Genomic DNA, 25,304 nt, shown 5'->3' with positions numbered 1-25,304 from the left:
CCCGTCCACTCCCTCGTCCGCCTTGTGGCTGCACGTACCGGTCCCCGCTCCCTGATCCGACTGTTGGACGCGGCCTCCGACGCAGAAGCGCCCTACGGCATGAGGTGCCGCGGTGCCGCCCGACCGACACTCAACGTAGTCGCCACCGCATCATGTGCGGTGGGCAGTTGACAAACTCATGCGGACAGCATCGCGCTCTGGTATGAGGCTTCGTACGACAGACCGATAACCCTCCCGAGCGAGGGATCGGGAGTGAACAAGGAGCGATCGGGGCTGGTCACAAGCGGTCGCAGCGAATCCGTGAAGGGAGAAGGGCTCCCGGTCGCCCGAGCCTTGTCCGCGTGCCCGCCGACCGTCCGGGCCGGCGGGTCGGACACTTCCGGCCGCCGTCGCCGCACCCCACCCCTCCGGCCAGAGCATCACTCTCCGCAACCGTTCGGTCAGGGCAGGAAGGCTGCGCCACGCCGTACGGTGTTCAGTCAGTGGTCGCCGAGGGCCCGCACGACGGGACCGTGGAGCCGCGGTCCGCCGGCGCCAGGACGTTGCGCCGGAACCGGTCGGCGCCGTCCTCGCACGCCGTCACCAGTCATCCGCAGGACCGCTCGGGCCCCGCCAGGAACCCGCACCGGCCGGGGCCGACGCGGCAACGAAACCGTTCGAGTGCCCGAAGGACGCGGGGCGGCAGCGCCGTCACGGCGTCGACCGGAACCCGGGCCGCATTCCGCGCGAGCGGCGCGACAGCGGACCCTTCCGCGTTAACAAAAATGTCGGACAATATTAAATAACAGCCCGTCAGGTCCGCTCCAGCATGATCAGGACGTGGAGATCCCGCCATGGTCATGAGCCCCTTTCCACTCGGCCCGCACATGAGCCGCACACCCTCTTCACGCCGTGGAGAAGGCGCTCTCCGCGTCGCGGAAGTACTTCATCCATTCGCCGGCAGCCGCGCCACCGCGCTACTCGACAGGGCCTCAATGAAACGTCAGGGCTGGTCCATCCGCCGCAAGTTCACCGCGCTCCTCCTGCTCCCGCTGGTGTCACTGGCCGCGCTCTGCGGCTACGCCGCCCACCTGGCTCTCGGCAACGCGCTGACCCTCTCGCGCGTCGACACCATCGGCAACCACCTCGCCACGCCCCTCGGCCGAACCGTGACAGCCCTCCAGATCCGACGGCGCTGACCCGCCAGGGCGCGGGCATCGGCGTCGTCGCCTTCGAGATGGCCATGCTGGTCAAACGCCTCGGCTTCCACATGTCGGTCGAGTCACGATGACCAGCGCGCATTGGGTGGACGAGGCGGCCGGCCCGGTCGTCCGCCCGTACGCCATGGTGCGGGGACGGACCCGCGACGAGGGTTGCTTCTTCGACCTGGTGGCCTTCGTGGTCGCGACGGTCGACACCCTCCAGCACGAGGTGGAGACGCAGCCCGAGCACCGGGCGATCCTCGCCCTCTGCCGCAGCCCGCGCCCGGTGGGTGAGGTGGCCGCGCGCATGAACCTGCCGGTGGGAGTCGTACGTGTGCTGCCCGGAGACCTCTTCAACGCCCGGGACATCCGGGTGCGGCAGCCCGCCGACCCGGCGGCGCGGCCCAGCGTCCGGATGATCAGAGAAGTACGCGAAGGACTGCGCGCCCTGTGAGTACGGGACGCCCGCCATGCCACAGACAGAGCTGCCGGACGCCGCGAAGATCCTGGTGGCAGGGGGCTTCGGGGTGGGGAAGAGCACGTTGGTCCCCACGGTCAGCGGGATCCTCCCCTTCCACACGGAGGAGACGCTGACACGGTCCGGTATCGACGTGGACGATCTGTCGGGTGTCGAACGGGAGGGCACGACCACGGTGGCCCTGGACTTCGGCCGGATCACCATCCACAACCGTCTCGCGCTCTTCCTGTTCGGCACCCCCGGCCAGGACCGCTTCTGGTTCATGTGGGAGGAACTGGCCGCCGGGGCGCTCTGCGCGGTCGTCCTGGCCGACACCCGACGGCTGCCCGACTGCTTCCCGGCCGTCGACCACTTCGAGCGCAGCGGGCTGCCGTTCGTGGTCGCCGTCAACTGTTTCGAGGGCGCCCGCCGGTACCCGGCGGAGACGGTACGCCAGGCGCTGGCGCTGGGCCCGCACGTACCGGTCCTGCTCTGCGACGCCCGCCTGCGCGCCTCGGTCAAGGAGACGCTGATCCAGGCGGTCGAACACGTCCTGGCGGTCGAGACCCCGCGCGGGTCGACGGTATAGGTCCTGCCCTGCGCGTCACGGGCCCGGACTGCGCCGGTGCCACGGCCCCGCCCCGGTCCGCGAGGCTGTCTTCCACGGCGTGACGTGACAGCGGCCGCACGGGTCCTTCGCGTGTGACCAAGAAGTGGGACCGTGCGGCCTTGTCCCATCCTGTCCTCTGCGGCGTCTCCCGTGCACATCTCGGCGATCTGATCGAGGAGTTGGCAGACCCGTGGCAGACCCGTGGCTGGCGCGGCGCGAGTCGGCACCGCGTGCGCGGCGAGGTGCTGCGCGGCGGCGGGCGGTCGGTGCCGGCCCGAAGCACGACCTGGTCTGGGCCGACCTGGTGCTGGTCACTCTGGTCCACCTGCGCACGGGGCTCCCGCACGGCCCGCTCCACGGTCTCCCGCGCCATCGGCGAGATCCACCCGCTCCTGGCGGCGCGCGGCTTCGCCGTCCCCGACCGCCCCGGCGGTCACCGTGCCCAGCCTCTACGCGGTGCTGTCCGCCGTCAACGCGGGAGCCGGCGCCAGCGTGCGGCCCCGCTCACTGTGTCGGGAATACCTCGGCTCCGGCCGTCTCACCCCACTCCACGCACCGGAGGAACCGCCGCTGAACACCCTTCTCCTCGTGCAGCGCCCCGGCAGCGAAGCCAACCCCGACGTATTCCGAGTACGCGACACCCTCCGGCGCGCCGCCCGCAACTGGTAGCCCGGCCCCTGACGCCGCCCCGGCCTCGTCGACCCCTACCGCGAACACCTGCGCACACGCCGCAGCGAGGACCTCGCCGTTCCTGTCCCGCACCCCTCGAAGACCAAGGCCCTCGGCTGCCAGGGCTGCCCCAAGCCCGAGCAACACGGCCTCCTCGACCGCCCGGTGAACCTCGTGGAGGTGACTCACGAGATGGCAGGAGCGCGGAATCCGCTTCCCGCCGAACCATTCCGGGACCGCAGACGGCGGGCCGAGCACCGGACCGGTCCGCCGGCACGGGCCCCCGACGTGGACACGAGGTACGACGGACTTGCCGTCCGCTGCGAAGCGACTGCCCAGCTCACCTTGGTGCGGCAGTCTCTGTGACCACATGTCAGACGCGGCCCGGATGCCGCCTCCGACGATGGCCGAGAGTGCGACCGACGTCACCGCTCGCCGGCGAGGTCGAGATCACCCCTGCTCGTCCCGGCCACACCCTCAGCGCTCCGGGGACGGCGCCACGGACGGGCGATCGGACCGGACACCGCCCGCCACCACGCCTCCACCGGCACCTTCCCCGCCGGCTCGAACGGCTCGCCCGGCCGGGGGAACGCCACCGCCTGGCCGGCCTCCTCGGCGGCGTCCTTCATCCACTCCCCCGGCTCCGCCCACGCGTGCGGCGCCAGATTGAAGGTGCCCCAGTGGATGGGCAGCAGCACGCCGGCCGCCTCGCCGCCCTGCAGGTCGAGATGGGCCCGGACGCCCTCCTCGGGCGTCATGTGGATGTCGGGCCAGAAGTCCGAGTACGCGCCGACCTGGATCATCGTGGCGTCGAACGGGCCGTGGCCGGTGCCGATGTCCTTGAAGCCCTCGAAGTAGCCGGTGTCACCGCTGTGGTAGATCCGGTGCTCCTCGCCCGCGGCCACCCAGGAGGCCCACAGGGTGTGCTGGGTGTTGCGCAGGCCCCGGCCGCAGAAGTGGCGGGCCGGGGTGGCGGTGAGGGTGAGCCCGCCGATCTTCGTCGTCTCGTGCCAGTCCAGCTCGCGCAGCCGTCCGGCGGACACGCCCCAGCGCTCCAGGTGCGCGCCGACGCCGAGGGGCACGGCGAACAGGGTGTCCGTGCCGGCCAGCGCCTTGATCGTGGGCAGGTCCAGGTGGTCGTAGTGGTCGTGTGAGATCACGACGACGTCGACCGGGCCGAGCGCGGCCAGCGGCAGCGGGGCGGGGTGCAGCCGCCTGGGTCCGGCGAAGGGGAACGGTGAGCAGCGCTCACCCCACACGGGGTCGAACAGGACCCGGTGTCCGTCGATCTCCGCGAGCACACTGGAATGGCCCATCCAGGTCAGGCGCAGCCCGGTGGCCGGCGGACGGGAGATGTCGGCCAGGGTGGTCGGGTGCACCGGGACGGCGCCCCTGGGGGCACGGCGGGACCGGGAGTCCTTGTCGAAGTAGGTCTTCGCCAGGTCCCGCGTCGACCCCGACGGGCGGATCCGGGCGGCGCCCCCGGGATTCTGGAACACGCCGTCCTTGAAGTGCGGGGATCTGCGGATGCGCGCCATGCGCTCGCCACTCGGGTCCGCGCCGAAGGCCACGGGCCGCAGGGCGCGCAGCCCGGAGCTCTGGGAACGGGAACCGGCCACGGTACCTCCAAGTGGAGTCGGTCAGACATTCCATTATGAGCGGCCGCGTCCGGCACCGCGGTGCCGGATACGGCCGCGAGCGGGAGAACGGCCCTCACGCCACCGAGGCGATCCGTACCTTGATGTCGTCCGGCGACAGCGGCCCCTTGGCGATCACGTGGTCGCCCGACGACTCCCCGCGCAGCCGGCGGCCGATCCACGGCACCAGGTACTCGCGGGCCCACTGGACGTCGTCCCGCCGGATGTCGAGGGTGCCGCGGGGCGGCAGGGGCGGCCAGGCCTGTTCCGGGTCGGCGGGGGTGTCCAGGCCGAGGGCCTGCCCGGCGCGGAGCGCGACGCGGGTGTGCCCCTCCGGGGACAGGTGCAGCCGGTCGGCGTCCCAGGCCCTGCGGTCCTGGACGCTCCTGAGGGACCACAGGTCGAGGACGGGGCAGCCGTAGCGGTCGGCGACGGCCCGCACATGCCCGTTGTACGTCGCGATCTTGCCGCGCAGATGCTTCAGCAGGGGCACGCCGCGGGTGTCGAACCCGGTCGTCACCAGCACCGTGCCGGACACGGCCGTGAGCGCGGCGATCGCCCGCTCGAACCGCTCGGCCACCTCGTCCGGGTCGCTGCCGGGGCGGAGGATGTCGTTGCCGCCCGCGCAGAACGAGACCAGGTCGGGGGCGAGTTCGACCGCCTTCGGCAGCTGGTCGGCCATGATCTGGTCCAGCAGCTTTCCGCGTACGGCGAGATTGGTGTACGCGAAGTCGCCCTCGGGGCGGAGGTCCGCGAGAAGCACGGCGAACCGGTCGGCCCAGCCGACGAACGCCCCGTCGGGGCCAGGGTCGCCGACGCCCTCGGTGAAGCTGTCCCCCACCGCCACGTACGACCCGATCACTGCTCTGCTGTCACTCTTCGAATCGTCTGCCACAGCCGCTCATGATTCACCTTCGAATGTGACCTACGCGACCGTAAGGAAGGGTTGACGGGCGGTGAGATAAGACACTCTCAAAATGTTGGCCAATTCCGGAATACGCCGAAGGCCGGCCCCGGGGATCGGGGTCCGGCCTTCGGCGTGCGTGTCAGGAGGGTCGCCGCGGGGGTCAGCCGATGGAGACGCCCTTGGAGCGGAGGTAGGAGACCGGGTCCACGTCCGAGCCGTAGTCCGGGGTGGTGCGGATCTCGAAGTGCAGGTGCGGGCCGGTCGAGTTGCCGGTCGAGCCGGAGAGGCCGACCTGCTGACCGCCGGTCACGGTCTGGCCGGCCGAGACGGAGAGCGAGGACAGGTGTGCGTACTGGGCGTAGTGGCCGTCCTCGAGCCGGATGACGACCTGGTTGCCGTACGCGCCGGCCCAGCCCGCGGAGACGACGGTGCCCGCGCCGACGGCCTTCAGGGAGGTGCCGGTCGGGACGGCGAAGTCGACGCCGGTGTGGTAGCCGCTGGACCACATGCTGCCGGCCACCTTGTAGGCGGTGCCGAGACCGCCGCCGGGCACCGGGGAGCTGTAACCGGAGGCGCTCGCGGCCTGGTCGGTGCTCGTGGCCTGGTCGGTGCTCGTGGTCTGGGCGGAGGCGTCCGAGGAGGGCTGCTCCGCCGGCTTCTCGGCCTCCTGCTCCGAGGCCTGCGGGGTCTCCGGGGCCTCCGGGGCGGACGACTTCTCCGGCGCGCTCGCGGCGGCCCCGCCGTCGACGGAGAGCTTCAGGCCGGGGTGGATGAGCGACGGGTCGTCGCCGATGGCCTCACGGTTGTCCGTGTAGAGCTGCTTCCAGCCACCGTCGACGTGCTCCGTCTCGGCGATCTTCGCGAGGTAGTCGCCGGCCTTCACGGTGTACGTGCGGGTCTCGTCGCCCTTTTCGGCGACGGTCTTCTGGCCGGCGACGGAAAGGGACTGGACGGCCTTCTCGGGGGCGCTCTGAGGCGTCGCGGCGTGCGCGCCGGTGGCGCCGAGAAGCGGCAGGGCGAGTGCGGCGCCACCGGTTCCGGCGACGGCGATGGAGCGGGTGAAACGCTGGGCCTTGGTACGGCGGTGCTTACCCTTCGCGGGCATGTCGAATTCCTCTCCGGCGCCTGCGAGGTGAGCTGTCGGGTTCGGGCTGGAGATGCCCGGCCGCGTTGTCACGCGGCTTAACCCCAAGCCGTTCCGGGAACCGGAACAGGCAGTGGTACCTGTGGGTCCCCCGCTCCTGCCGTGTACGGGTCAGTGTGTACGGGCTCCGGGCGGCGGCAGGATTGGGCGTCCGTCCGGATCGGTGGCGAACGTAAGCGACCCGGACGTGGGGGGACAAGCGCGAGGTTCACCGCGCACGTGTTTCTCCGTGATCCAAAGGCGGAATCGGCGTCACCGAGCGTCAGCCGGGATTCCCTTTTCCCCGCGAATTCCCTTGCGGCTCCACAGGATTACGTGAGCATGGCGACAACGCATCGTCACGGATATGACGCTGCTCACGCACCCCTTCCCCATCTCCCTTCCTTTCGGGGCACGTTATGGCGAATACTCCTAATCGGACAGAACGCCCCAATCGTTAGATCACAGGCGCCGCAGCCGCACCACCGCGGCGTCCAGATCCCCCCGCAGACCGGTGCGCAGCCCGTGGTGCAGCAAGAGGGCGCCTCGGTACGTTTCGCCGGTTTCGCGGCATTCGTACGACGCCTCCGGGTCGAGGCCGCGCAGCCGGAGGGCCGGGACGGGCTCTCCGTAGTGCTGCGCCTGGAGGCAGGCGAGGACGACGGTCTCGTCGCCGAGGACGTACTGCACCGCGCTCAGTCCGCCCTCCGGGGGCCGCAGCCGGTACAGGTCGCCGCGCTGGACGACGGGCCGGATCTCCTTGTAGAGCGCGACCCACTCCCGCGCCTCGGCGAGCTCCTCCCCGGTCCACCGCGCGAGGTCGCCGCCGACGCCGAGCACCCCCGCCATGGCGCTGACGAACCGGAAGCGCAGCGAACTGACCCGTCCGTTGAGCATCGCGTTCGGGCTGTCGGTGACCCAGGCGGCCATCACCCGGGCCGGGTGGAGCTGGCTGAAGCCGTGCTGGACGGCGAGCCGGTCGAGCGGGTCGGTGTTGTCCGAGGTCCACACCTGGTCGGTACGGGAGAGGACCCCCAGGTCGATCCGCCCGCCGCCGCCCGAGCAGGACTCGAAGGCCACGTCCGGATGGGCCGCCCGCAACCGGTCCAGCAGCGCGTACAGGCCGCGCACATGGTCGGTCCACAGCCGCTGCGGGTACGGGTCGTCCGGCCACCCGGCGTCGGTGGAGCAGCGGTTGAAGTCCCACTTCACATAGTCGACGGGGACGCCGGAGAGCAGTCCGTCGAGCTGCTCCCAGAGGTACTCCCGCACGTCGTCCCGCGCGAGGTTGAGCACGAGCTGGTTGCGGAACTCCGTGCGCCGGCGGCCCGGCTGGAACTGCACCCAGTCGGGGTGCGCGCGGTACAGGTCGCTGTCGGGGTTGACCATCTCCGGCTCGACCCAGATGCCGAACTTCATCCCGAGCCCGTGCACATGGTCGGCGAGGGGTTTCAGGCCGCCGGGGAAGCGGTCGGGGTTGGGCGTCCAGTCGCCGAGCCCGGCCCGGTCGCTCGTACGCGCCCCGAACCAGCCGTCGTCGACCACGAACAGTTCGACGCCCATCGCGGCGGCCCGCGCCGCGAGCCCCCGCTGCTGCTCCTCCGAGATGTCGAACCCGGTGGCCTCCCAGGAGTTGAACAGCACGGGCCGGTCCCGGTCCGCGTCCGGGACGACGTACGTCCGCTGGTAGGCGTGCCAGGCGCGGCTGGCGCCGCCGAAGCCGCCGTCGCTCCACAGACCGGCGAAGACCGGTGTGACGTACGTCTCCTCCGTGCCCAGCATCAGCAGGCCGGAGTCGTCGTGTCCCGCGCCGCCGGTGATCTGCACGCGCGCGTCGGGGAGTTGGGCGACCGAGATGCGCCAGGAGCCGGACCAGCCGAGGGCACAGCCGTAGACCTCGCCGCGTTCCTCGGTCGCGTCGGTGTCGAGCGCGACCCAGGGCAGGTGCTGGTGTCCGGTGTGGCCGCGGCGGCTGCCGATGACCTTCTCGCCGTAGGTGAGCGGGGAGCGGGTCAGCCGGGACTCGGCGGCCCAGCGGCCGTGGAGCTGGGACAGCCGCCAGTGCTCGCGCTCGGGCAGGGTCCAGGTGGCGGAGTCGGCGCGCAGGAGCTCGACCGCGGGTCCCCGGTTGTGCAGGGTCACCCAGCGTTCGAGCACGTCGTCGCGCATCCGGTAGTGCAGGGTCGCGGTCAGCTCGCCGTCGCGGAAGCGGAGACGGAGTTCGCCGTCGCCGGTTTCGCCGTCGTCCGTCACGTGGCCGTCGAAGACCCACTCGGTGCCGCGCCGCCCGTCGGCGGTGCGTACGGACAGGGCGGGCCGGACGAAGCGGGGGCCGCCCTCGACCGGGTACTCCTCGCGCCCGTCCAGGCGGGACTCGAACGGCCAGTCGTCCGGCAGCGGGCGCGCGGCGAGGGCCTCCGCGTCGGCGAGCGTGATGCCCGGGCCCCAGTGCAGATGCACCAGCTCGTCGCGGTCCGTGACATGGAGCGCGTAGCTGCTGGCCGGCCCCGACAGGAGCCATGTACGACCGTCTTGGGAGACCTGCGTCACCGAACCTCCAACATACCCGAACAGATGCGATCAGACACCAACATCATCGGGGGCGCGGGGGCCGTCGGGCAATGCCTGTGGACAACTCATTGCCCCAGGCAGGCATGTCGTATCGTCGAGGCGTGCCCGTCGACGAGCCCCGTCGGCGGCGTCGAGTGGGAGGAGTCCTTCGTGACGCAGCAGGTGCCGTCGACCGAACCCGAGCTGGCCGGAGTACGCAACTTCCGCGACGTGGGCGGACTGCCGACCGTCGACGGCAGGCGGGTGCGGCACGGGGTGCTGTTCCGCAGCGGTCATCTCGCCCACGCGACCGCGGAGGACACCGTCTTCCTGTCCTCGCTCGGACTGCACACGGTCTTCGACTTCCGCAACGCGGCCGACCAGAGGCTGGAGGGGCCGGACGTCGCGCTGCCGGGTGTGCGCAACGTGAACCTGCCGCTCAGCGACCCGGCCGACGGCGCCGAGTTCTGGAAGATGGTCCGCGACGGCGATCTGGAGCAGCTCCGCTCGATCCTCGACGACGGCAAGGGCGCGGACCGGATGATCAGCTCCTACCGCATGATCATCAAGGAGCGCACCACCGAGCACTCCCGGGTGCTGCGCTCGCTCGCCGAGGACAGCGTCCCCGCTCTGATGCACTGCGCGGCGGGCAAGGACCGCGCGGGGCTGTCGGTGGCGGTGACGCTGCTCGCGGTGGGCGTCGAGCGCGACGCGATCGTCGACGACTACCTGAAGTCCAACGCCAAGCACCGCCGCTACAAGGTGCAGCGCAGCGGCAGCTCCGCCTCGGCCTACTCCCCCGAGGTCATGGAGCTGCTCAGCCCGCTGTTCGACGCGCGCGCGGAGTACCTGTCCGCGGCCTTCGAGACCGTCGAGGAGACCTGGGGCGGTGTGGAGCCGTATCTGGAGCAGGCGCTCGGGCTCACGCCCGAGGACCGGGAGCGGCTGCGTGAGCGCCTGCTCGACTGAGGCGGGCGCCTACTTCTTCGGCGCGATCTCGAAGAGGAAGTAGATGAAGGCCGCGAAGAGGTGTCCCACCACGATGTAGATGAACAGCCGCACCCACAGGGCCGGGGGGAGCTTCTCTTCCATGTCTTTGCCGGTCATGTCGCTTCTCCGTGGATCGGGCCCAGGCACAGCGCGGCCGTGGGACTCTGCAGCAGGGTGTGGACGAACAGCAGCTCGACCCCGTCGGGGTCGGCGGCGGCGATACGGTGCGGGGTCAGCGAGTCGAAGTGCGCGCTGTCGCCCGGGGCGAGCCGGTGCAGGGTGTCCCCGAGGCGCAGCCGCAGCCGCCCCTTGAGGACGTACAGCCATTCCTCGCCGGGGTGGACGCGCACGATGTCGCCCTGGGAGCCGTACGGCACATGGACCCGCAGGGCCTGCATACCGCGCCCGGCGGCACCGGCCTGCCAGTACGTCCAGCCGCCCGCCGCCGTGGACTCCATGCCGGCGGCGCGCACCACGGCGTCCCGGTCGGCGGCCGACTCACCGAGCAGCTCGGAGACGGTCGTACCGTAGACGCGGGCGAGGGAGAGCAGCATCGGCAGCGAGGGCTGGCGCTGTCCGGTCTCCAGCCGGGAGAGATGGGCGGGCGACAGACCCGCGTCGCGGGCGGCGGCCTCCAGTGTGAGGGAGGCCCGTCGCCGCAGGGCGCGCAGTTGCGGCGCGACCACGGGGAGCGCGTCGGCCGGTTCGGCCGGCGGCCCGGACTCGGAGGAGCTCATGCCTCCATTGAGCCCCGGATTTGCCCCACTGGCAATTTTCTTGCCTCAGAGGCAAACCCGGTACGGGCGCGAGGGTCAGCGGTCGGTCACCGCCTGTTTCACCAGCGTCCTGCCGAACTCCCACACCAGGCCGCCGTCGTGCGCGTCGTCCATCACCGCGGTGAAGGCGTCCACGAACCGGTTGACGTCCTCCTCGTCGATGATCAGCGGCGGGATCAGTTTGATTACCTCCAGGCGGTCGCCGGAGACCTGGGTGAGGACGCGGTGCCGTTGCAGCAGCGGGACGACCACCATCTGCGCGAAGAGTCCCTTGCGGGCGGCCTGGAGCACGGTCCAGCGCGAGCGCAGTCTCAGTGACCGGGGCCGGCCGAACTCGATGCCGATCATCAGGCCCCGGCCGCGGACGTCGGCGAGCAGCTCGTACTTCTCGGTGAGTGCGGCCAGCCGGGTCCGCAGCAGTTCGCCGGTGCCGCGGGCGCGGGCGACGATCCGCTCGTTCTCCATGACCGACAGCACCGCGAGGCCCGCCGCCATGGCCTGGGCGTTGGCCCCGAAGCTGGCCGAGTGGACCAGCACCCGGTCCATCGACGAGTAGACCTTCCTGAAGATCCAGTCCTTGCCGATCGTGGCGCCCACCGGTACGTAACCGCCGGAGAGCGCCTTGGCCACGCACACCAGGTCCGGTTCGACACCTTCCTCGTGCTGGTGGGCGTAGAAGTCGCCGGTCCTGCCCAGTCCGGTCTGCACCTCGTCGGCGATCAGCAGCGCCTTGTGCCGGTGCAGCAGCTCCTGCGCGGCCCGCAGATAGCCGGGCGGGGCCTCGTGCACGCCCTTGCCCTGGATCGGCTCCACGATCAGTGCGGCCACGTCCCCCCTGCGCAGCTCCCGCTCCAGCGCGTCGAGGTCGCCGAGCGGTACGGCCGTGTCGGGCAGCAGCGGGGCGAAGCCGTCCCGGAAGCCGGACTCGCCGTTGACGGAGAGGGAACCGGTGGTCAGGCCGTGGAAGGCGTGCTCGCAGTACAGGACGCGCGGTCTGCCGGTCGCGTACCGGGCGAACTTCAGGGCGGTCTCGACCGCCTCCGTGCCGCTGTTGCCGAAGAACACCCGGTCCAGGTGGGGGCTGTGCGTGAGGAGCTTCTCGGCCAGCAGGCCGGGCAGCGGCTGGCAGTCGAAGCGGGTGAGGTCGGCGAGGGAGGCGTCCAGGACGTCGTGCAGCGCCTTGCGGACCACGGGGTGGTGGCGGCCCAGGCCCATCACCCCGAACCCGGCGAGCATGTCCAGGTGGTCGTTGCCGTCGGCGTCCCAGAAGTGGGCGCCCTCGGCGCGTTCGTAGACCTTGTCGAAGCCGATGGTGCGCAGCATGCGCGGGAGCTGGTGGTTGAGGTACCGGGTGTGCAGCTCGTAGCGCTCGGCTCCGCGCTCGGCCAGCAGCGCGCCGAGGTCGAACTCCCCGGTCTGCGAGGACTCCGCGGTGGTCATGCCTGGGGCTCCTGTGGGTCCGGTGACTGTTTCGCCGGCTCTTCGCCGGCGGCGAGGCCCGCGCTGATCCGGCCGGCGATCTCGACCGGGGTGAGGCCGATGTCGGCGAGCACCTCGCCGCGTTTGGCGTGCGCGAGGAACTGCTCCGGGATGCCGAACCGCCGTACGGGCACGTCGGTCCCGGCGTCGTCCAGCGCCAGCGCCACCGCCGAACCGACCCCGGCCGCACGGCTGTTGTCCTCCACGACGGCCACCATGCGGTGCCCGGCGGCCAGCCGCGGGAGGGCCGGGTCGACGGGTTTGACCCAGCGGGGGTCGACCACGGTGCACCCGATGCCGCGCGCTTCGAGCAGTTCGGCGGCCTTCAGGCAGACGGGCGCCATCACGCCCACGGCCACCAGCAGCACCTCGGGGCCGGGCGCCCGGTGGAGTACGTCCATGCCGCCGACGCGGTCCAGCGCGGGGACCGACGGGCCCACGGACTCCTTGGGGAACCTGAGCAGGGTGGGCGCGTCGTCGACGGCGACCGCCTCGCGCAGCTGGGCGCGGAGCTGGTCGGCGTCACGGGGCGCGGCGATGCGCAGCCCGGGGACGACCTGGAGGACGGACATGTCCCACATGCCGTTGTGCGAGGGCCCGTCGACGCCGGTGACGCCTGCCCGGTCCAGGACGAAGGTCACCCCGCAGCGGTGCAGCGCCACGTCCATCAGCAGCTGGTCGAAGGCGCGGTTGAGGAAGGTGGCGTAGACGGCGACGACCGGGTGCAGGCCGCCGGTGGCCAGGCCCGCCGCGGACACGGCCGCGTGCTGCTCGGCGATGCCGACGTCCCACACCCGGTCCGGGAACCGCTCGGCGAAGGCGCCGAGGCCGACCGGACGCAGCATGGCGGCGGTGATCGCGACCACGTCCTCGCGTTCCTCGCCGATCCGGACGATCTCCTCGCCGAAGACGTCAGTCCAGGACGGTCCACCGGACGGGGCCAGCGGCGCGCAGGTGAGCGGGTCCATCACGCCGACGGTGTGGAAGTGGTCCTCCTCGTGGGCGAGGGCGGGTTCGTAGCCGCGGCCCTTCTCGGTGAGGCAGTGGACCAGGACGGGTCCGTGGAAGCGTTTGGCGCGGCGCAGCGCGGACTCCACGGCCTTGATGTCGTGGCCGTCGATGGGGCCGAGGTACTTCAGGCCGAGGTCCTCGAAGAGGCCCTGCGGGGCGAAGGCGTCCTTGAAGCCCTTCTTCGCGCCGTGCAGCGCCTCGTAGACGGTGCGGCCGATCACGGGGGTGCGCTGGAGTACGTCCTTGCCCCAGGCCAGCACGCGTTCGTAGCTGTCGGTGGTGCGCAGGGTGGCGAGGTGGTTGGCGAGGCCGCCGATGGTGGGGGCGTAGGAGCGTTCGTTGTCGTTGACGACGACGATCAGCGGGCGGTCCTTGGCGGCGGCGATGTTGTTGAGCGCCTCCCAGGCCATGCCGCCGGTGAGGGCGCCGTCGCCGATCACCGCGACGACGTGGCCCTTCTCGCCCCGCACCTGGCGGGCCTTGGCGAGTCCGTCGGCCCAGCCGAGGGCCGTGGAGGCGTGGCTGTTCTCGATGACGTCGTGCTCGGACTCCTCACGGGAGGGGTAGCCGGACAGGCCGCCCTTGCCGCGCAGCTTGGAGAAGTCCTGGCGGCCGGTCAGGAGCTTGTGGACGTAGCTCTGGTGGCCGGTGTCCCACAGGATGCGGTCGACGGGCGACTCGAAGACCCGGTGCAGGGCGACGGTGAGTTCCACCACCCCGAGGTTGGGGCCGAGGTGGCCGCCGGTCCTGGCGACCGCGTGCACCAGGAACTCCCGGATCTCGTGGGACAGTTCGCCGAGTTCCGCCTCGGACAGCGCCTTCAGGTCGCGTGGTTGCCGGATGCTCTCCAGGATCGTCACGCTCGGTCCCCCTTCGGTTCCGTGCTGTTCAGCTCACGGTGACGGCCGGTTCCCCCGTCGCGATGCCGTCCTTCTCCATCTGCTCGGCGATCTTCATCGCCTCCTCGATCAGCGTCTCCACGATCTTCGACTCGGGGACGGTCTTGACGACCTCGCCCTTCACGAAGATCTGCCCCTTGCCGTTGCCGGAGGCGACGCCGAGGTCGGCCTCGCGGGCCTCGCCGGGGCCGTTGACGACGCAGCCCATGACGGCCACCCGCAGGGGGACCTCCATGCCCTCCAGGCCCGCGGTCACCTCGTCGGCGAGCTTGTAGACGTCGACCTGGGCGCGTCCGCAGGACGGGCAGGAGACGATCTCCAGTCCGCGCCGGCGCAGGTTCAGCGACTCCAGGATCTGGATGCCGACCTTGACCTCCTCGACCGGCGGCGCGGACAGCGACACCCGGATGGTGTCGCCGATGCCCTCGCTGAGCAGCGCGCCGAAGGCGACGGCCGACTTGACCGTGCCCTGGAACGCGGGGCCCGCCTCGGTCACGCCGAGGTGCAGCGGGTAGTCGCACCGCTCGGCGAGCAGCCGGTAGGCGTTGATCATCACCACCGGGTCGTTGTGCTTGACGGAGATCTTGATGTCCCGGAAACCGTGCTCCTCGAAGAGGGACGCCTCCCACAGGGCGGACTCGACGAGCGCCTCCGGGGTCGCCCTGCCGTACTTCTGCAGCAGCCGCCGGTCCAGCGACCCGGCGTTGACGCCGATCCGGATCGGGGTGCCGTGGTCCTTGGCCGCCTTGGCGATCTCCTTCACCCGGTCGTCGAACTGCTTGATGTTGCCCGGGTTCACGCGTACCGCGGCACAGCCGGCCTCGATGGCCGCGAAGACGTACTTGGGCTGGAAGTGGATGTCGGCGATCACCGGGATCTGCGACTTGCGGGCGATGGTGGCGAGCGCGTCGGCGTCGTCCTGCGTGGGACAGGCCACCCGGACGATCTGGCAGCCGGACGCGGTGAGCTCGGCGATCTGCTGCAACGTGGCGCCGATGTCGGAGGTGCGCGTGGTCGTCATCGACTGCACGGACACCGGGGCACCGCCGCCGACCGCCACCGGTCCCACCTGGATCCGCCGAGCGGCGCGCCGCTCGGCGAGCGACGGCAGCGGTACCTCGGGCATCCCGAGGGAGACAGCGGTCACGGCCTCACTCCCTGTTCCCGGAGACCGTCTCGCGCATGGCGCGCAGCGACTCCTTCAGGGACCCCATGGTGGCGAGGACGGCGGTGGGCTCGTAGCCGCAGTGCGCCATGCAGTTGGCGCAGCGCGGGTCCTTGCCGCGGCCGTACTGGTCCCAGTCGGTGTCCTCGACCAGCTCCCGGTACGTCGGCACATAGCCGTCGCTCATCAGGTAGCAGGGACGCTGCCAGCCGAAGAGGGAGTAGTTGGGGATCGCCCACGCGGTGCACGGGAAGTCGACCTTGCCCTCGAGGAAGTCCAGGAAGAGCGGGGAGTGGTTCAGCCGCCAGCGGCGCCGGTTGCCGCCCGCGAAGGCCTTCTTGAACAGCTCCCGGGTCTGCTCCACGCCCAGGAAGTGCTCCTGGTCGGGGGCCTTCTCGTAGGCGTAGGCGGGCGAGATCATCATCTCGTCGACCCCCAGGTCGTCGTTGAGGTAGTCGAGGACCTCGACGATGGTCTGCGGGGTGTCGGTGTTGAAGAAGGTCGAGTTGGTGGTGACCCGGAAGCCGCGCCGCTTGGCCTCCTTGATGGCCGCCACGGCCTCGTCGAACACGCCCTCCTTCGCCACCGACTCGTCGTGGCGCTCGCGCAGCCCGTCGATGTGCACGGCGAACGCGAAGTAGGGCGAAGGGGTGAACCTGTCCATCTTCTTGCGCAGCAGCACGGCGTTGGTGCACAGGAAGACGTACTTGCGCCTGGCCACCAGCTGGCGCACGATCTCGTCGATCTGCGGGTGCATCAGGGGCTCGCCGCCGGCGATCGACACCATGGGCGCCCCGGACTCCAGTACCGCGCCGACGGCCTGGGCGACGGGCATCCGCTGCTTGAGCACCCCGGCCGGGTGCTGGATCTTGCCGCACCCCTCGCACTTGAGGTTGCAGGCGAAGAGCGGTTCCAGTTCGACGATCAGCGGGAACTTGTCCCGCCTGCGGAGCTTCTGTTCGGCCAAGTATGTAGCGACCTTGATGGACTGACGCAGCGGCATGGCCATCTGGCTCACCTCCTGGGGAGCGGCAAGGAACGGTGCCATTCTTGGAAAGCCGGGAGTACGGACCGAAGAACGCGGAAAGCCGATATTCCACCGCGCACCGTGCCGATCCGGACGAGTTCGTGTTCAGGAGCGTCCACGACCACCCGGACGGCCGCAACCGGGCGCTCGCCCACCCGGACGGCGCTCAGGAGCGTGGCGGCGGATTCCATGTCGACCGCGATCGCGCCGGTCGCGAGCAGACCGGACCGTTCGTGACCGCGGACGACGTGGTCGGAGCCGGTGAGCGGACCGGTGTGGACGGTGCGTCCGGGCACCGCGCGCCCCAGCTCCTTCACCAGCAGTCCGGTCCCCACGCACGGGACGCTGCCGCGCGGGTCCCGGGTCTCCTCGGCGACGACCAGGTCGCCGGGGTGCATCCCGGGGGCGAGCCCGGCGCAGAAGCCCGTGGCGAGGACGGCCGCCCGGTTCAGGTCCGGTCCGGTGAGCATCCGGGTGACGGAGCGCTCGGCCGCCGCCGGCCCCATGCCCGTACGCAGGACGGTGACCGGCCCGCCCGTGGTGCTCCACGTGTCCCGTGCGGCTCCGGGGCGCTGGAAGCCGGTGACGAGGGCACGCCCGTGCTCGGCCCCTCCTTCGTCGGGGCCTTCGCGCTCCCCCACGCCCGGCTTCGCTCGCGCGGGGGGACCCCCATGGGCCCTCGCCACCGGCGCGCCCCTCCGCCACACGCCCCTCTCCCGCCTGCGCAGGGCGAACTGCTCGATGCCGAGCGCGCAGGCGATCAGCAGCGGGGCCGGGGCGGGCTGGGAGCTCATCAGCTTCCCTTCGCCTCGGCGAGCGGCTGTCCGGGCCCGGCCTGGGTCCTCGCCGCGACCGGTTTCCCGGTGAACGGCTCCCCGTGCACGTACCGGCCGAGCGCGGTGAGCGGGAAGACCTGCCGGTAGAGGTGGTAGTTGATGGAGAAGTCCCAGGGGAAGCCGGTGCCGGTGAAGTGCGGCTCGTCCCAGGATCCGTCCTCGCGCTGGGTGTCCGCCAGCCACTGGATGCCGCGTTCGACGGCCTTGGACTCCCGCTCCCCGGCCGCGAGCAGCGCCATCAGCGCCCAGGCGGTCTGTGAGGCGGTGGAGGCGCCGCGGCCGCTCCACTCGCGGACGTAGCGGTAGGAGCGCAGGTCCTCGCCCCAGCCGCCGTCGTCGTTCTGCACCTTCTCCAGCCAGGCCACGGCCCGCCGGATCGCCGGGTGCGAGCCGGGGAACCCGGCCGCGGTCAGCGCGGGGACCACGGAGCCTGTGCCGTAGAGGTAGTTGACGCCCCAGCGGCCGAACCAGGAACCGTCGGGCTCCTGTTCGGCGAGCAGCCACTGGATGCCGCGCCGGGTGCGCGGGTCGTGGGCGAGGCCCTCGACGGCGAGCATCTCCACGACGTGCGCGGTGACGTCGGCCGACGGCGGGTCGATGACCTCGCCGAAGTCGCAGAACGGCAGCCGGTTGGGGAACGGGCTGGTGTTGTCGACGTCGAACGCGCCCCAGGCGCCGTTCCGCGACTGCATGCCGAGGTTCCAGCGCACCCCGCGCCCGATCGCGTTGTCCATCCGCTCGGGGTCGTGGTGCTTGACCCGGCGCAGCGCGAGGACCACCTCGGCGGTGTCGTCGATGTCGGGGTAGTTGTCGTTGTGGAACTCGAACGCCCAGCCGCCGGGCGGCAGATGGGGCCGGCGCACGGACCAGTCGCCGGGCCGCACGATCTGCTCGCCGAGCATCCAGTCGGCGGCCTTGACCAGTTGCGGATGGTCGGCGGGCAGGCCCGCGTCGGCCAGCGCGATGGTGGCGAGGCAGGTGTCCCACACCGGGGACTGGCAGGCCTCGATCATCCGGGCCCCGTCCTCGCGCCACACGGCGAACCGGTCCAGCGACTCCAGGCCCGCGCGCATCACCGGGTGGTTCAGGTCGTATCCGAGCAGGTGCAGCGCGATGATCGAGTACACCGCCGGGGGCTGGATGCCGCCCCAGCAGCCGTCGTTCTCCTGCCGTTCGATGATCCAGCGGGCGGCGGCGTTCATGGCCGCCCCGCGCAGCCGGCGCGGGACGGCCCCGCGCAGCGTGTGCAGGGCCTTGTCCAGCCGCTGGAAGGCGCCGTCCCAGCTTCTCGCCGGGGCGAACGGCCGGGGAGGGTTGGGGCGGTGCGGGTCGGTGTGCAGCTCGTCCAGCGGGAACGGGGCGGGGCGCACCGGCCGTTTGGCGGAGACGATCGTCAGCGGCACGATGGTCTGCCGGGCCCAGCAGCCGAAGTCGTAGATGTTGAGCGGCACCCAGGACGGGAACCAGATCAGCTCGGGCGGGAGTTCGGGCAGGTCCTCCCACTTCCACCAGCCGAACAGGGCCAGCCAGATCCGGGTGAAGACGCGGGAGGCGGCGATGCCGCCCCGCTCACGGATCCAGGCGGAGGCTCTGGCCATGTGCGGGGCGTCGGGCGGATCGCCGGCCAGCCGCAGCGCGACGTACGCCTCGATGGTGGCGGAGAGGTCGCCGGGTCCGCCGTGGAAGGTGGCCCAGGTGCCGTCCTCGCGCTGCTCGCCGCGGACGAACAGGGCGGCGGCGCGGGTGGTGTCCTCGTCGCGGATGCCGAGGAACTGACGCAGCAGCAGGTCCTCGGCGTCCATCGTGACGTTGGTCTCGAGGTCGCCCTTCCACCAGCCCTGGTCGTCCTGGCGGGACAGCAGGAAGTCGGTGGCGCGCCGCATGGCGCGGGCGGCGATGTCGGGAACCCCGGCCGCCTCGGGGATGTCGGTGTCGTTTTCGCTGGCCGCGGTCACCGCGGGCGGCAGGGCCGCCCCGGTGCTTCCGTCGGTCGTCGCTGTCATGGCTTCCCCTTCGTGCAGTCCTGCGAGTGGTGTCTGCTGTGGGTCCGCCGTCGGCCGGTGCCGTTCTCCCCTGGGCGCCGGCCGGCGACTACGCGAGGGTTATTCGACCGATAGTGATCATCTCTTTCGTACGACGACGAAGTCCGCGAGCGCCGTGAACCGGTCCCGCACCCGGTCGGGCATGTCCACGGCGTGCAGGGCCTCGATGGCGACGGTGTGCTGACGGCGTGCCTCTTCGGCGGTCCAGTCGCGGCCGCCGGCCTCCTCGATGAGGGCGGCACGGGCCGCGAACTCCTCCTCGGAGAAGTTCGCGAAGTCGCTGCTCTTGGCGTCGGCGGCGAGGATCTCACCGAGCCGCTCGGAGGCGGGGCCGCCCGCCGCGAGCGCGGCCACGACCGGGAGGGACTTCTTGCGCTGGCGCAGGTCGCTCCAGGTCTGCTTGCCGGTGGCCTCCGGGTCGCCCCAGATGCCGAGGAGGTCGTCGACGGCCTGGAAGGCGAGGCCGAGGTGGTAGCCGTACCTCTCCAGCGCGTCGGCGGTGCGGTCGTCCGCGCCGCCGAGCACCGCGCCGATGGAGCTGGCGCAGGCGAGCAGGGCGCCGGTCTTGTTGCCCTCCATCTCCAGGCACTCCTCGACACTGACGCGGTCGCGGTGCTCGTAGGAGATGTCCTGGGCCTGGCCGTCGATGAGCGAGCGGCTGGCGGTGGTCAGCCGGCGGGTGGCACGGCCCGCCTCGACGGTGCCGAGCTCCAGCAGCACCTCGTTGGCCAGGGCGAACAGGGCGTCGCCGACCAGGATGGCCTGGGCGGGGCCGTGCACCTTCCAGACGGTGTCGCGGTGCCGGCGCTGCTCGTCGCCGTCCATCAGGTCGTCGTGCAGGAGCGAGAAGTTGTGGACCAGTTCGACGGCGACCGCGCCGGGGACACCGGTCTCCGGAGCGGCTCCGGTGACCTCGGCGGACAGCATGGCGAGGGCCGGGCGCACGGCCTTGCCGCCGTCGCCGTCCGCGGGCCTGCCGTGGGCGTCGATCCAGCCGAAGTGGTAGGCGGCGACCGTGTCCATGGGAGGTGCCAGGCGGTCGACGGCCGCCCGCAGTACCGGTGTGGCCAGGGTCCGCCCGCGCTCCAGGAGCGCGGACACGTCCACCGCGGTCCTTCGAGCGGCCTGCGAGGCCGGGGGCACAGGGGGCACAGTCTCTCCTCTTGTTGCGGTACCGGGGGTGCGGGGACCTGCCGCGCCGCGTTCGTCAACCTTCACCGGGCCCACCTCGCAGTGCGGCACCGGTGCCCTCCGGATGGTGGCCGGGGGCCCGGGGGATGTCCCCCGGGAGGGTGGAGTACGCCGCCTCCTCCAGGGCGAAGAGGTGGCGGGGGCGGGGCCGGCCGAGGGCGCTCAGCGCGGCGTCCGCCGCGCCGACGCCGCTGCGGACCGCACTCTCCATGGTCGCGGGCCACCCGGTGGCGGTCCACGCTCCGGCCAGGTACAGGCCGGGTGCCTTGGTGCGGGCGCCGGGCCTGAGGCGTCCGACGCCGGGGGCGGGAGCGAACGTGGCGGTGCGCTCCCGGGTGACGAAGAAGTCCTCGACCCGGGCGTCGCGGGTACGCGGCAGCAGCCGCTCCAGTTCGGGCAGGTACCGCTCGCGCAGCACGGCGACCGGCTCGTCGATGTCGTCCCGGGCGACCGACTGGGACAGCGCGAGGTACTGGCCGCGCTTCAGCCCGGACGCGTCGGTGCGGTCGAAGACCCACTGCACGGGGGTGCCGAGGGCGGCGAAGAAGGGCCGGGCGAGCACCTTGCGGTCGTAGACGACGTGCACGTTGAGGATCGGGGCGGTGCCGATGGCGAGCAGCCGTTCGGGGGCGTCGAGCGCGCCCGCGGGCAGCAGGTCGTACGCCTCGCGCTGCGGTACGGCGAGGACGACCGCGTCGGCGTGGATCGTCTCGCCGGGAACCCGGACGCTCCATCCCCCGCTCCCGTTCACGGAGACGGAGGTGACCCGTGTACGGACCTCGGTACGCACGCCCGCGGAGTCGAGCGCCTCGCGGGCGAGCCGGTCGTGCAGTTCGCCCAGCGGCACCCGGGCCCAGCCGATGTCGGCCGCCGAAGGGTCGGACAGCAGACCGGTCTTGAACACCATCGCGGCGAGCGACAGGGACGTGTCGCCCGCGACCGCGTTGAGGGTGGCGACCCCGACCAGGTCCCACAGGGCCTCGACGGCGCGCGCCGACTGGCCGTGCGCGGTCAGCCAGCTGCCGAAGTCCTGGGTGTCCAGGGCCGGATCGGCGAGGTCGAGCCCCTTGAGCGCGAGCGCTGCCCGGCTCACCTTGGCCCGGTCGGCGAGCGAGAGGTGCGGATACGTGGCGAGGCTGCGCCCCAGGTGCAGGGGGACGGGCAGCGCGTCGCGGCGCAGTCTGCCGAGCCGCCGCCCCTCGGGGCGGTCGAGGTCGAGGACGGGCACGTCGAGGCGGTCCTGCAGCGGTGCCAGCGCCGCTCCGTCGATCCGGTCGAGGAACCAGCGGTAGGCGGTGCAGCAGCGCAGGTACACGTGCTGACCGTTGTCGACGGTCAGGTCGCCGCGTTGGAAGGAGAAGGCGAGCCCGCCCAGGCGCGGCCGGCCTTCGAGCAGGGTGACGCCCACCCCGGCGTCGGCGAGCGCCAGCGCGGCGGTGACGCCGGCGAGCCCGCCGCCGACGACGACGGCGTGCCGTCCCGCCGGAACGGGGTCGTCCGTGAGCGGCCCCGCGGAGCGTGTGCCGTGGCTCATGCGCCCTCCTCCGTCCGGCCGGTGCGCTGCTCGAACGATGCGGGACCGGCCGTCTCGGTCTGGGACGCGACATCGCGGCGGAGGGTTGCCCGCCGTTTTCCGCCGGGGTGCGGGGTGTCCATCAGGCGCGCCTCCTGACGGTGCGCCGGGTCACGTGCCGGGTGTCCAGGCCGGACAGGCCGCGCACCGCGACGTACGCCTTCTCGCGTCCGGGCAGGGAGACCCGGCCGCGCAGGACGGCCCCGGGGTCGCGCTCGATGCGGTCCAGGAGCCGGCGGTAGATGCCGGCCATGGCGGCGACGCAGGCGCCGCTGCGCCGGTCGAGCAGGGGGAGCAGCCGGTAGCCCTCGGCGAACAGGGCGCGGGCCCTGCGCACTTCGAAGTGGACCAGGCCCGCGAAGTCGGAGCCCTCCGGTGGCGTGGGCCCGTCGAACCCGGCCGAGCAGCCGAACTTGGCGAGGTCGTCGGCGGGCAGGTAGGTGCGCCCGCCCTCGGCGTCCTCGCGGACGTCGCGGAGGATGTTGGTGAGCTGGAGGGCGAGGCCGAGGGTGTCGGCGTACTCGGGTGCGCGTTCGGCGCCGCGCGCGCCCGGTTCGGTGCCGAACACGCCGAGCGAGAGCCGCCCGATGGCGCCGGCGACACAGCGGCAGTAGACCTTGAGGTCGTCCCAGGTCTCGTAGGTCTCGCCGCGCGTGTCCATCTGGACGCCGTCGATGAGTTCGTCCAGGCCGCCGAGCGGGATCGGGAAGTGCTCGGCGGCGTGGGCGAGGGCGACCGCGACCGGGTCGGTGTCGTCCTCGTCGACCGCGCCGTCGCGGATCCGGGTGAGCAGCGCCCGGGTGTCCTCCAGCCGGGTCACCTTGACGTCGTGCGCCAGCGGGCCGTCGCCGATGTCGTCGACGCGCCGGGAGAACGCGTACAGCGCCGACATCGCGCGCCGCTTGGGCGTCGGCAGCAGCCGGATGCCGTAGGCGAAGTTGCGCGCCTGCTGTCCGGTGACGGCCTCGCAGTAGCTGTAGGCGGCGAGTACCGGTGCGGACGCGGGTGGTTGCGACTCCACGGTCCGGATCACCCCTTTCCTCGCAGAGTCACGCCCGCCTCGCGCAGCAACTGGACCTTGCCGGGCTTGGGCGGGCCGGGAAGTACGTCGTATTCGGCGGCGGCGATCGCGCGGAGGGCCGCCCTTCCTCCCGCCACGAACCCCGCGAGCAGCAGTCTGAGTCTGCCGTGGACGCTACCCACGAGGGGGGAGCCTTCATTCAGCAGCCCGAGGGCGCGTTCCGCCTGGTACGCGACCAGTGCGCGCACCGATGCGCCGGCGGTGGGTGCGGCGAGGTCCGCCTCCTGGACGTGGAAACGTTTCATGTCCGTGGCGGGCAGGTAGACGCGGTCGCGGCCGAGGTCCTCGGCGACGTCCTGGAGGTGCTCGACGATCTGGAGGGCGGTGCAGATGTCGTCGGAGCGGCGGACGCGCTCGGGCGTCGAGGTGCCGGTGACGGCGAGGACGAGGCGGCCGACGGGGTTGGCCGACAGTTCGCAGTAGGCGAGCAGGTCGTCGTAGGTCTCGTACCGCTTGACGAGCTGGTCCTGGCGGTTGGCGGCGATCAGGCCGAGGAAGGGCTCGGGGGTCAGCGCGTGGCGGCGGACCGTCGGCCGGAGGCGGCGCAGCAGCGGATGGCGCGGCTCGGGGCCCGCCGGTTCGAACACCCGGCGCAGGTCCGCCTCGAAGGCGTCCAGCAGCACCAGCCGGTCCCCGGCGTCCTTCCCGGACACCCCGAGGAGGCGGGCGTCGGTGCCGCCGGGGGCCAGGTCACCGTCGCCGATGTCGTCGACCAGACGGGCGAACCCGTACACCGCCATGAGGGCGTCGCGCCAGGGCCGGGGCAGGAAGAAGGGGGCCACGGGGAAGTTCTCGGCGGCGGCCTTGTCGAGGGTGGCGCGCTCGGGGTCGACGGCACGCGCCGCGGCCTCGGACGTCATCGCGGACTGCCATGGGCGGGGACGGCACACGCTGCGTTCAGCCGGGGAGTCTCCGTAACCATTGCCGTCACATCTCCCGTTCTACACTGCTGACCCAATGCATACTATTTCGGACACGCCGCCGAGGCTTTCGCCATGCGGCACCGTTGGATGGTGTCGGGCATTATGGCCCTGATTGCCGCCTTTCGGGACCGGTACAGCTTACGTTGTGCAACGTGGCGCGTGACGACGGGGGTCTCCGCGCACCACGACAACACACCGATCGGCGTCAAGATTCCACCGGGCGGCCGGAGTTGACGTCTCCTTCGCAGACGCCGGGCCCCGCCGGACAGTTCCGGCGGGGCCCTCCTGGCACCGGGCTATTTCCCCGTGAACTTCTCGTACTCCCTGAGCACCTCGTCGGTGGGGCCGTCCATGCGCAGCTCACCGCGTTCCAGCCAGAGCACGCGGTCGCAGGTGTCGCGGATCGACTTGTTGTTGTGGCTGACCAGGAACACCGTGCCGGCCTGCTTGCGCAGCTCCCGGATGCGGGCCTCGGAGCGCTTCTGGAACTTGCGGTCGCCGGTGGCCAGCGCCTCGTCGATCATCAGGACGTCGTGGTCCTTGGCGGCGGCGATGGAGAAGCGCAGCCGGGCCGCCATGCCGGAGGAGTAGGTGCGCATCGGCAGGGTGATGAAGTCGCCCTTCTCGTTGATGCCGGAGAAGTCGACGATCTCCTGGTAGCGGGCCTTGATCTGCTCGCGGGACATACCCATGGCGAGCCCGCCCAATATGACGTTCCGTTCGCCCGTCAGGTCGTTCATCAGGGCGGCGTTGACGCCGAGCAGGGAGGGCTGGCCGTCGGTGTAGACCTTGCCCTGTTCGGCGGGCAGCAGTCCGGCGATGGCCCGCAGCAGGGTCGACTTGCCCGAGCCGTTGGAGCCGATGAGTCCGATCGCCTCGCCCCGGTACGCCACGAAGGACACCCCGCGCACGGCGTGCACCTTGCGCACGCCCCGCTCCTCGCCCCGCTTGACGATGCGGCTGAGCGCCGCCGTGGCGCTGCCCTTGCCGGTCTTCGCGCCGTTGACGCGGTAGACGATGTGCAGGTCGTCCGCGATGACCGTGGGGATCTTCTCGTCGGTGGTGTCAGCCACGGCCGTACCTCTCCTCTGCCTTCCAGAAGTACACGAAGCCGATCACGCCGGCCAGCAGCGCCCAGCCCACCGCGAACGCCCACACGTGCGGGGGCAGGTACGAG

Annotated in this window: 23 protein-coding genes, 1 pseudogene and 1 riboswitch; of the genes and pseudogenes, 5 read left to right on the top strand and 19 right to left on the bottom strand. The window is 71.7% G+C overall.

The window, feature by feature from the left end:
- Positions 1-974: 974 nt before the first annotated feature.
- From ACIA6T_RS22980 to ACIA6T_RS22965, 4 genes are all read left to right on the top strand, one after another.
- Positions 975-1,178, top strand: a complete 204-nt coding sequence (locus ACIA6T_RS22980) for a hypothetical protein (RefSeq protein ID WP_399448321.1) — start codon at positions 975-977, stop codon at positions 1,176-1,178.
- An 88-nt stretch (positions 1,179-1,266) separates the two neighbouring features.
- Positions 1,267-1,635: a DUF742 domain-containing protein gene (locus tag ACIA6T_RS22975; protein ID WP_399448320.1), complete on the top strand. Its 369-nt coding sequence runs from the start codon at positions 1,267-1,269 to the stop codon at positions 1,633-1,635.
- A gap of 16 nt (positions 1,636-1,651) precedes the next feature.
- Positions 1,652-2,227: a GTP-binding protein gene (locus ACIA6T_RS22970; protein WP_399448319.1), complete on the top strand. Its 576-nt coding sequence runs from the start codon at positions 1,652-1,654 to the stop codon at positions 2,225-2,227.
- 222 nt (positions 2,228-2,449) lie between these two features.
- Entirely contained in the window at positions 2,450-2,917 is a 468-nt protein-coding gene (locus tag ACIA6T_RS22965) for a LysR substrate-binding domain-containing protein (protein ID WP_399448318.1), read from the top strand.
- A 425-nt stretch (positions 2,918-3,342) separates the two neighbouring features.
- Here ACIA6T_RS22965 and ACIA6T_RS22960 read toward each other — a convergent pair whose 3' ends face one another.
- From ACIA6T_RS22960 to ACIA6T_RS22945, 4 genes are all read right to left on the bottom strand, one after another.
- Positions 3,343-4,536, bottom strand: a complete 1,194-nt coding sequence (locus tag ACIA6T_RS22960) for an MBL fold metallo-hydrolase (RefSeq protein WP_399448317.1) — start codon at positions 4,534-4,536, stop codon at positions 3,343-3,345.
- A gap of 94 nt (positions 4,537-4,630) precedes the next feature.
- Positions 4,631-5,416 carry an SGNH/GDSL hydrolase family protein gene (locus ACIA6T_RS22955; protein WP_399448496.1) on the bottom strand — a complete coding sequence of 262 codons (786 nt, stop codon included), beginning with the start codon at positions 5,414-5,416 and terminating at the stop codon, positions 4,631-4,633.
- 205 nt (positions 5,417-5,621) lie between these two features.
- Entirely contained in the window at positions 5,622-6,566 is a 945-nt protein-coding gene (locus ACIA6T_RS22950; protein WP_399448316.1) for a peptidoglycan DD-metalloendopeptidase family protein, read from the bottom strand.
- A gap of 4 nt (positions 6,567-6,570) precedes the next feature.
- Positions 6,571-6,732, bottom strand: a riboswitch (cyclic di-AMP (ydaO/yuaA leader).
- Positions 6,733-7,046: 314 nt separating this feature from the next.
- Positions 7,047-9,134, bottom strand: a complete 2,088-nt coding sequence (locus ACIA6T_RS22945) for an alpha-galactosidase (RefSeq protein WP_399448315.1) — start codon at positions 9,132-9,134, stop codon at positions 7,047-7,049.
- Positions 9,135-9,305: 171 nt separating this feature from the next.
- Here ACIA6T_RS22945 and ACIA6T_RS22940 point away from each other — a divergent pair, with 171 nt between their 5' ends.
- Positions 9,306-10,103, top strand: a complete 798-nt coding sequence (locus tag ACIA6T_RS22940) for a tyrosine-protein phosphatase (RefSeq protein ID WP_399448314.1) — start codon at positions 9,306-9,308, stop codon at positions 10,101-10,103.
- A gap of 9 nt (positions 10,104-10,112) precedes the next feature.
- Here ACIA6T_RS22940 and ACIA6T_RS22935 read toward each other — a convergent pair whose 3' ends face one another.
- From ACIA6T_RS22935 to ACIA6T_RS22865, 15 genes and pseudogenes are all read right to left on the bottom strand, one after another.
- Positions 10,113-10,241 (bottom strand): DUF6126 family protein, encoded by a 129-nt coding sequence (locus ACIA6T_RS22935; RefSeq protein ID WP_399448313.1) that lies wholly within the window; start codon positions 10,239-10,241, stop codon positions 10,113-10,115.
- Entirely contained in the window at positions 10,238-10,861 is a 624-nt protein-coding gene (locus ACIA6T_RS22930) for a helix-turn-helix domain-containing protein (protein ID WP_399448312.1), read from the bottom strand. The genes ACIA6T_RS22935 and ACIA6T_RS22930 overlap by 4 nt, the downstream gene beginning before the upstream one ends.
- 75 nt (positions 10,862-10,936) lie before the next feature.
- Positions 10,937-12,340, bottom strand: a complete 1,404-nt coding sequence (locus ACIA6T_RS22925; RefSeq protein ID WP_399448311.1) for an aspartate aminotransferase family protein — start codon at positions 12,338-12,340, stop codon at positions 10,937-10,939.
- Complete coding sequence (dxs, locus tag ACIA6T_RS22920; RefSeq protein ID WP_399448308.1) at positions 12,337-14,250, bottom strand: 1-deoxy-D-xylulose-5-phosphate synthase; 1,914 nt, start codon at positions 14,248-14,250, stop codon at positions 12,337-12,339. The genes ACIA6T_RS22925 and dxs overlap by 4 nt, the downstream gene beginning before the upstream one ends.
- Before the next feature lie 28 nt (positions 14,251-14,278).
- Positions 14,279-15,436, bottom strand: coding sequence for a flavodoxin-dependent (E)-4-hydroxy-3-methylbut-2-enyl-diphosphate synthase (gene ispG, locus ACIA6T_RS22915; RefSeq protein WP_399448307.1), 1,158 nt, complete (start codon positions 15,434-15,436; stop codon positions 14,279-14,281).
- Between the two features lie 4 nt (positions 15,437-15,440).
- Positions 15,441-16,463, bottom strand: a complete 1,023-nt coding sequence (gene hpnH, locus ACIA6T_RS22910) for an adenosyl-hopene transferase HpnH (RefSeq protein ID WP_399448306.1) — start codon at positions 16,461-16,463, stop codon at positions 15,441-15,443.
- 5 nt (positions 16,464-16,468) lie between these two features.
- Positions 16,469-17,275, bottom strand: coding sequence for a 1-hydroxy-2-methyl-2-butenyl 4-diphosphate reductase (locus tag ACIA6T_RS22905; protein ID WP_399448305.1), 807 nt, complete (start codon positions 17,273-17,275; stop codon positions 16,469-16,471).
- Positions 17,275-19,320: a squalene--hopene cyclase gene (gene shc / locus ACIA6T_RS22900; RefSeq protein WP_399448304.1), complete on the bottom strand. Its 2,046-nt coding sequence runs from the start codon at positions 19,318-19,320 to the stop codon at positions 17,275-17,277. The genes ACIA6T_RS22905 and shc overlap by 1 nt, the downstream gene beginning before the upstream one ends.
- A 117-nt stretch (positions 19,321-19,437) precedes the next feature.
- On the bottom strand, positions 19,438-20,502 hold the full coding sequence (locus ACIA6T_RS22895) for a polyprenyl synthetase family protein (RefSeq protein ID WP_399448495.1): 1,065 nt from the start codon (positions 20,500-20,502) through the stop codon (positions 19,438-19,440).
- A gap of 64 nt (positions 20,503-20,566) precedes the next feature.
- A complete protein-coding gene (gene hpnE, locus ACIA6T_RS22890; RefSeq protein WP_399448303.1) occupies positions 20,567-22,084 on the bottom strand; it encodes a hydroxysqualene dehydroxylase HpnE in 1,518 nt (505 codons plus the stop codon).
- Positions 22,081-22,206: a DUF6380 family protein gene (locus tag ACIA6T_RS22885; protein WP_399448302.1), complete on the bottom strand. Its 126-nt coding sequence runs from the start codon at positions 22,204-22,206 to the stop codon at positions 22,081-22,083. The genes hpnE and ACIA6T_RS22885 overlap by 4 nt, the downstream gene beginning before the upstream one ends.
- On the bottom strand, positions 22,206-23,156 hold the full coding sequence (hpnD, locus tag ACIA6T_RS22880) for a presqualene diphosphate synthase HpnD (RefSeq protein ID WP_399448301.1): 951 nt from the start codon (positions 23,154-23,156) through the stop codon (positions 22,206-22,208). The genes ACIA6T_RS22885 and hpnD overlap by 1 nt, the downstream gene beginning before the upstream one ends.
- On the bottom strand, positions 23,153-24,064 hold the full coding sequence (hpnC, locus tag ACIA6T_RS22875; RefSeq protein WP_399448300.1) for a squalene synthase HpnC: 912 nt from the start codon (positions 24,062-24,064) through the stop codon (positions 23,153-23,155). Before hpnC ends, hpnD begins: the two co-directional genes overlap by 4 nt.
- A gap of 359 nt (positions 24,065-24,423) precedes the next feature.
- Positions 24,424-25,200: an ABC transporter ATP-binding protein gene (locus tag ACIA6T_RS22870; protein ID WP_385058822.1), complete on the bottom strand. Its 777-nt coding sequence runs from the start codon at positions 25,198-25,200 to the stop codon at positions 24,424-24,426.
- Positions 25,193-25,304, bottom strand: a pseudogene (locus ACIA6T_RS22865) (ABC transporter permease); the annotation flags it as partial. The pseudogene ACIA6T_RS22865 and the gene ACIA6T_RS22870, both read right to left, overlap by 8 nt.

Source organism: Streptomyces sp. NPDC051740 (genome assembly GCF_044453165.1).
GTDB classification, from domain to species: Bacteria; Actinomycetota; Actinomycetes; order Streptomycetales; family Streptomycetaceae; genus Streptomyces; species Streptomyces atrovirens.
Note: the sequence above shows the minus strand (reverse complement) of the source record. Positions and strands in the feature narration are given on the sequence as shown.

Excerpts from the sequence above, each read along its gene's own strand:
- ACIA6T_RS22905 (WP_399448305.1), bottom strand. The coding sequence starts at position 17,275 with ATGAGCTCCCAGCCCGCCCCGGCCCCGCTGCTGATCGCCTGCGCGCTC.
- ACIA6T_RS22980 (WP_399448321.1), top strand. The coding sequence starts at position 975 with ATGAAACGTCAGGGCTGGTCCATCCGCCGCAAGTTCACCGCGCTCCTC.
- ACIA6T_RS22885 (WP_399448302.1), bottom strand. The coding sequence starts at position 22,206 with ATGGACACCCCGCACCCCGGCGGAAAACGGCGGGCAACCCTCCGCCGC.
- shc (WP_399448304.1), bottom strand. The coding sequence starts at position 19,320 with ATGACAGCGACGACCGACGGAAGCACCGGGGCGGCCCTGCCGCCCGCG.
- ACIA6T_RS22975 (WP_399448320.1), top strand. The coding sequence starts at position 1,267 with ATGACCAGCGCGCATTGGGTGGACGAGGCGGCCGGCCCGGTCGTCCGC.
- ACIA6T_RS22950 (WP_399448316.1), bottom strand. The coding sequence starts at position 6,566 with ATGCCCGCGAAGGGTAAGCACCGCCGTACCAAGGCCCAGCGTTTCACC.
- hpnC (WP_399448300.1), bottom strand. The coding sequence starts at position 24,064 with ATGACGTCCGAGGCCGCGGCGCGTGCCGTCGACCCCGAGCGCGCCACC.
- ACIA6T_RS22925 (WP_399448311.1), bottom strand. The coding sequence starts at position 12,340 with ATGACCACCGCGGAGTCCTCGCAGACCGGGGAGTTCGACCTCGGCGCG.
- hpnH (WP_399448306.1), bottom strand. The coding sequence starts at position 16,463 with ATGGCCATGCCGCTGCGTCAGTCCATCAAGGTCGCTACATACTTGGCC.
- ACIA6T_RS22930 (WP_399448312.1), bottom strand. The coding sequence starts at position 10,861 with ATGAGCTCCTCCGAGTCCGGGCCGCCGGCCGAACCGGCCGACGCGCTC.
- hpnE (WP_399448303.1), bottom strand. The coding sequence starts at position 22,084 with ATGAGCCACGGCACACGCTCCGCGGGGCCGCTCACGGACGACCCCGTT.
- ACIA6T_RS22970 (WP_399448319.1), top strand. The coding sequence starts at position 1,652 with ATGCCACAGACAGAGCTGCCGGACGCCGCGAAGATCCTGGTGGCAGGG.
- ACIA6T_RS22935 (WP_399448313.1), bottom strand. The coding sequence starts at position 10,241 with ATGACCGGCAAAGACATGGAAGAGAAGCTCCCCCCGGCCCTGTGGGTG.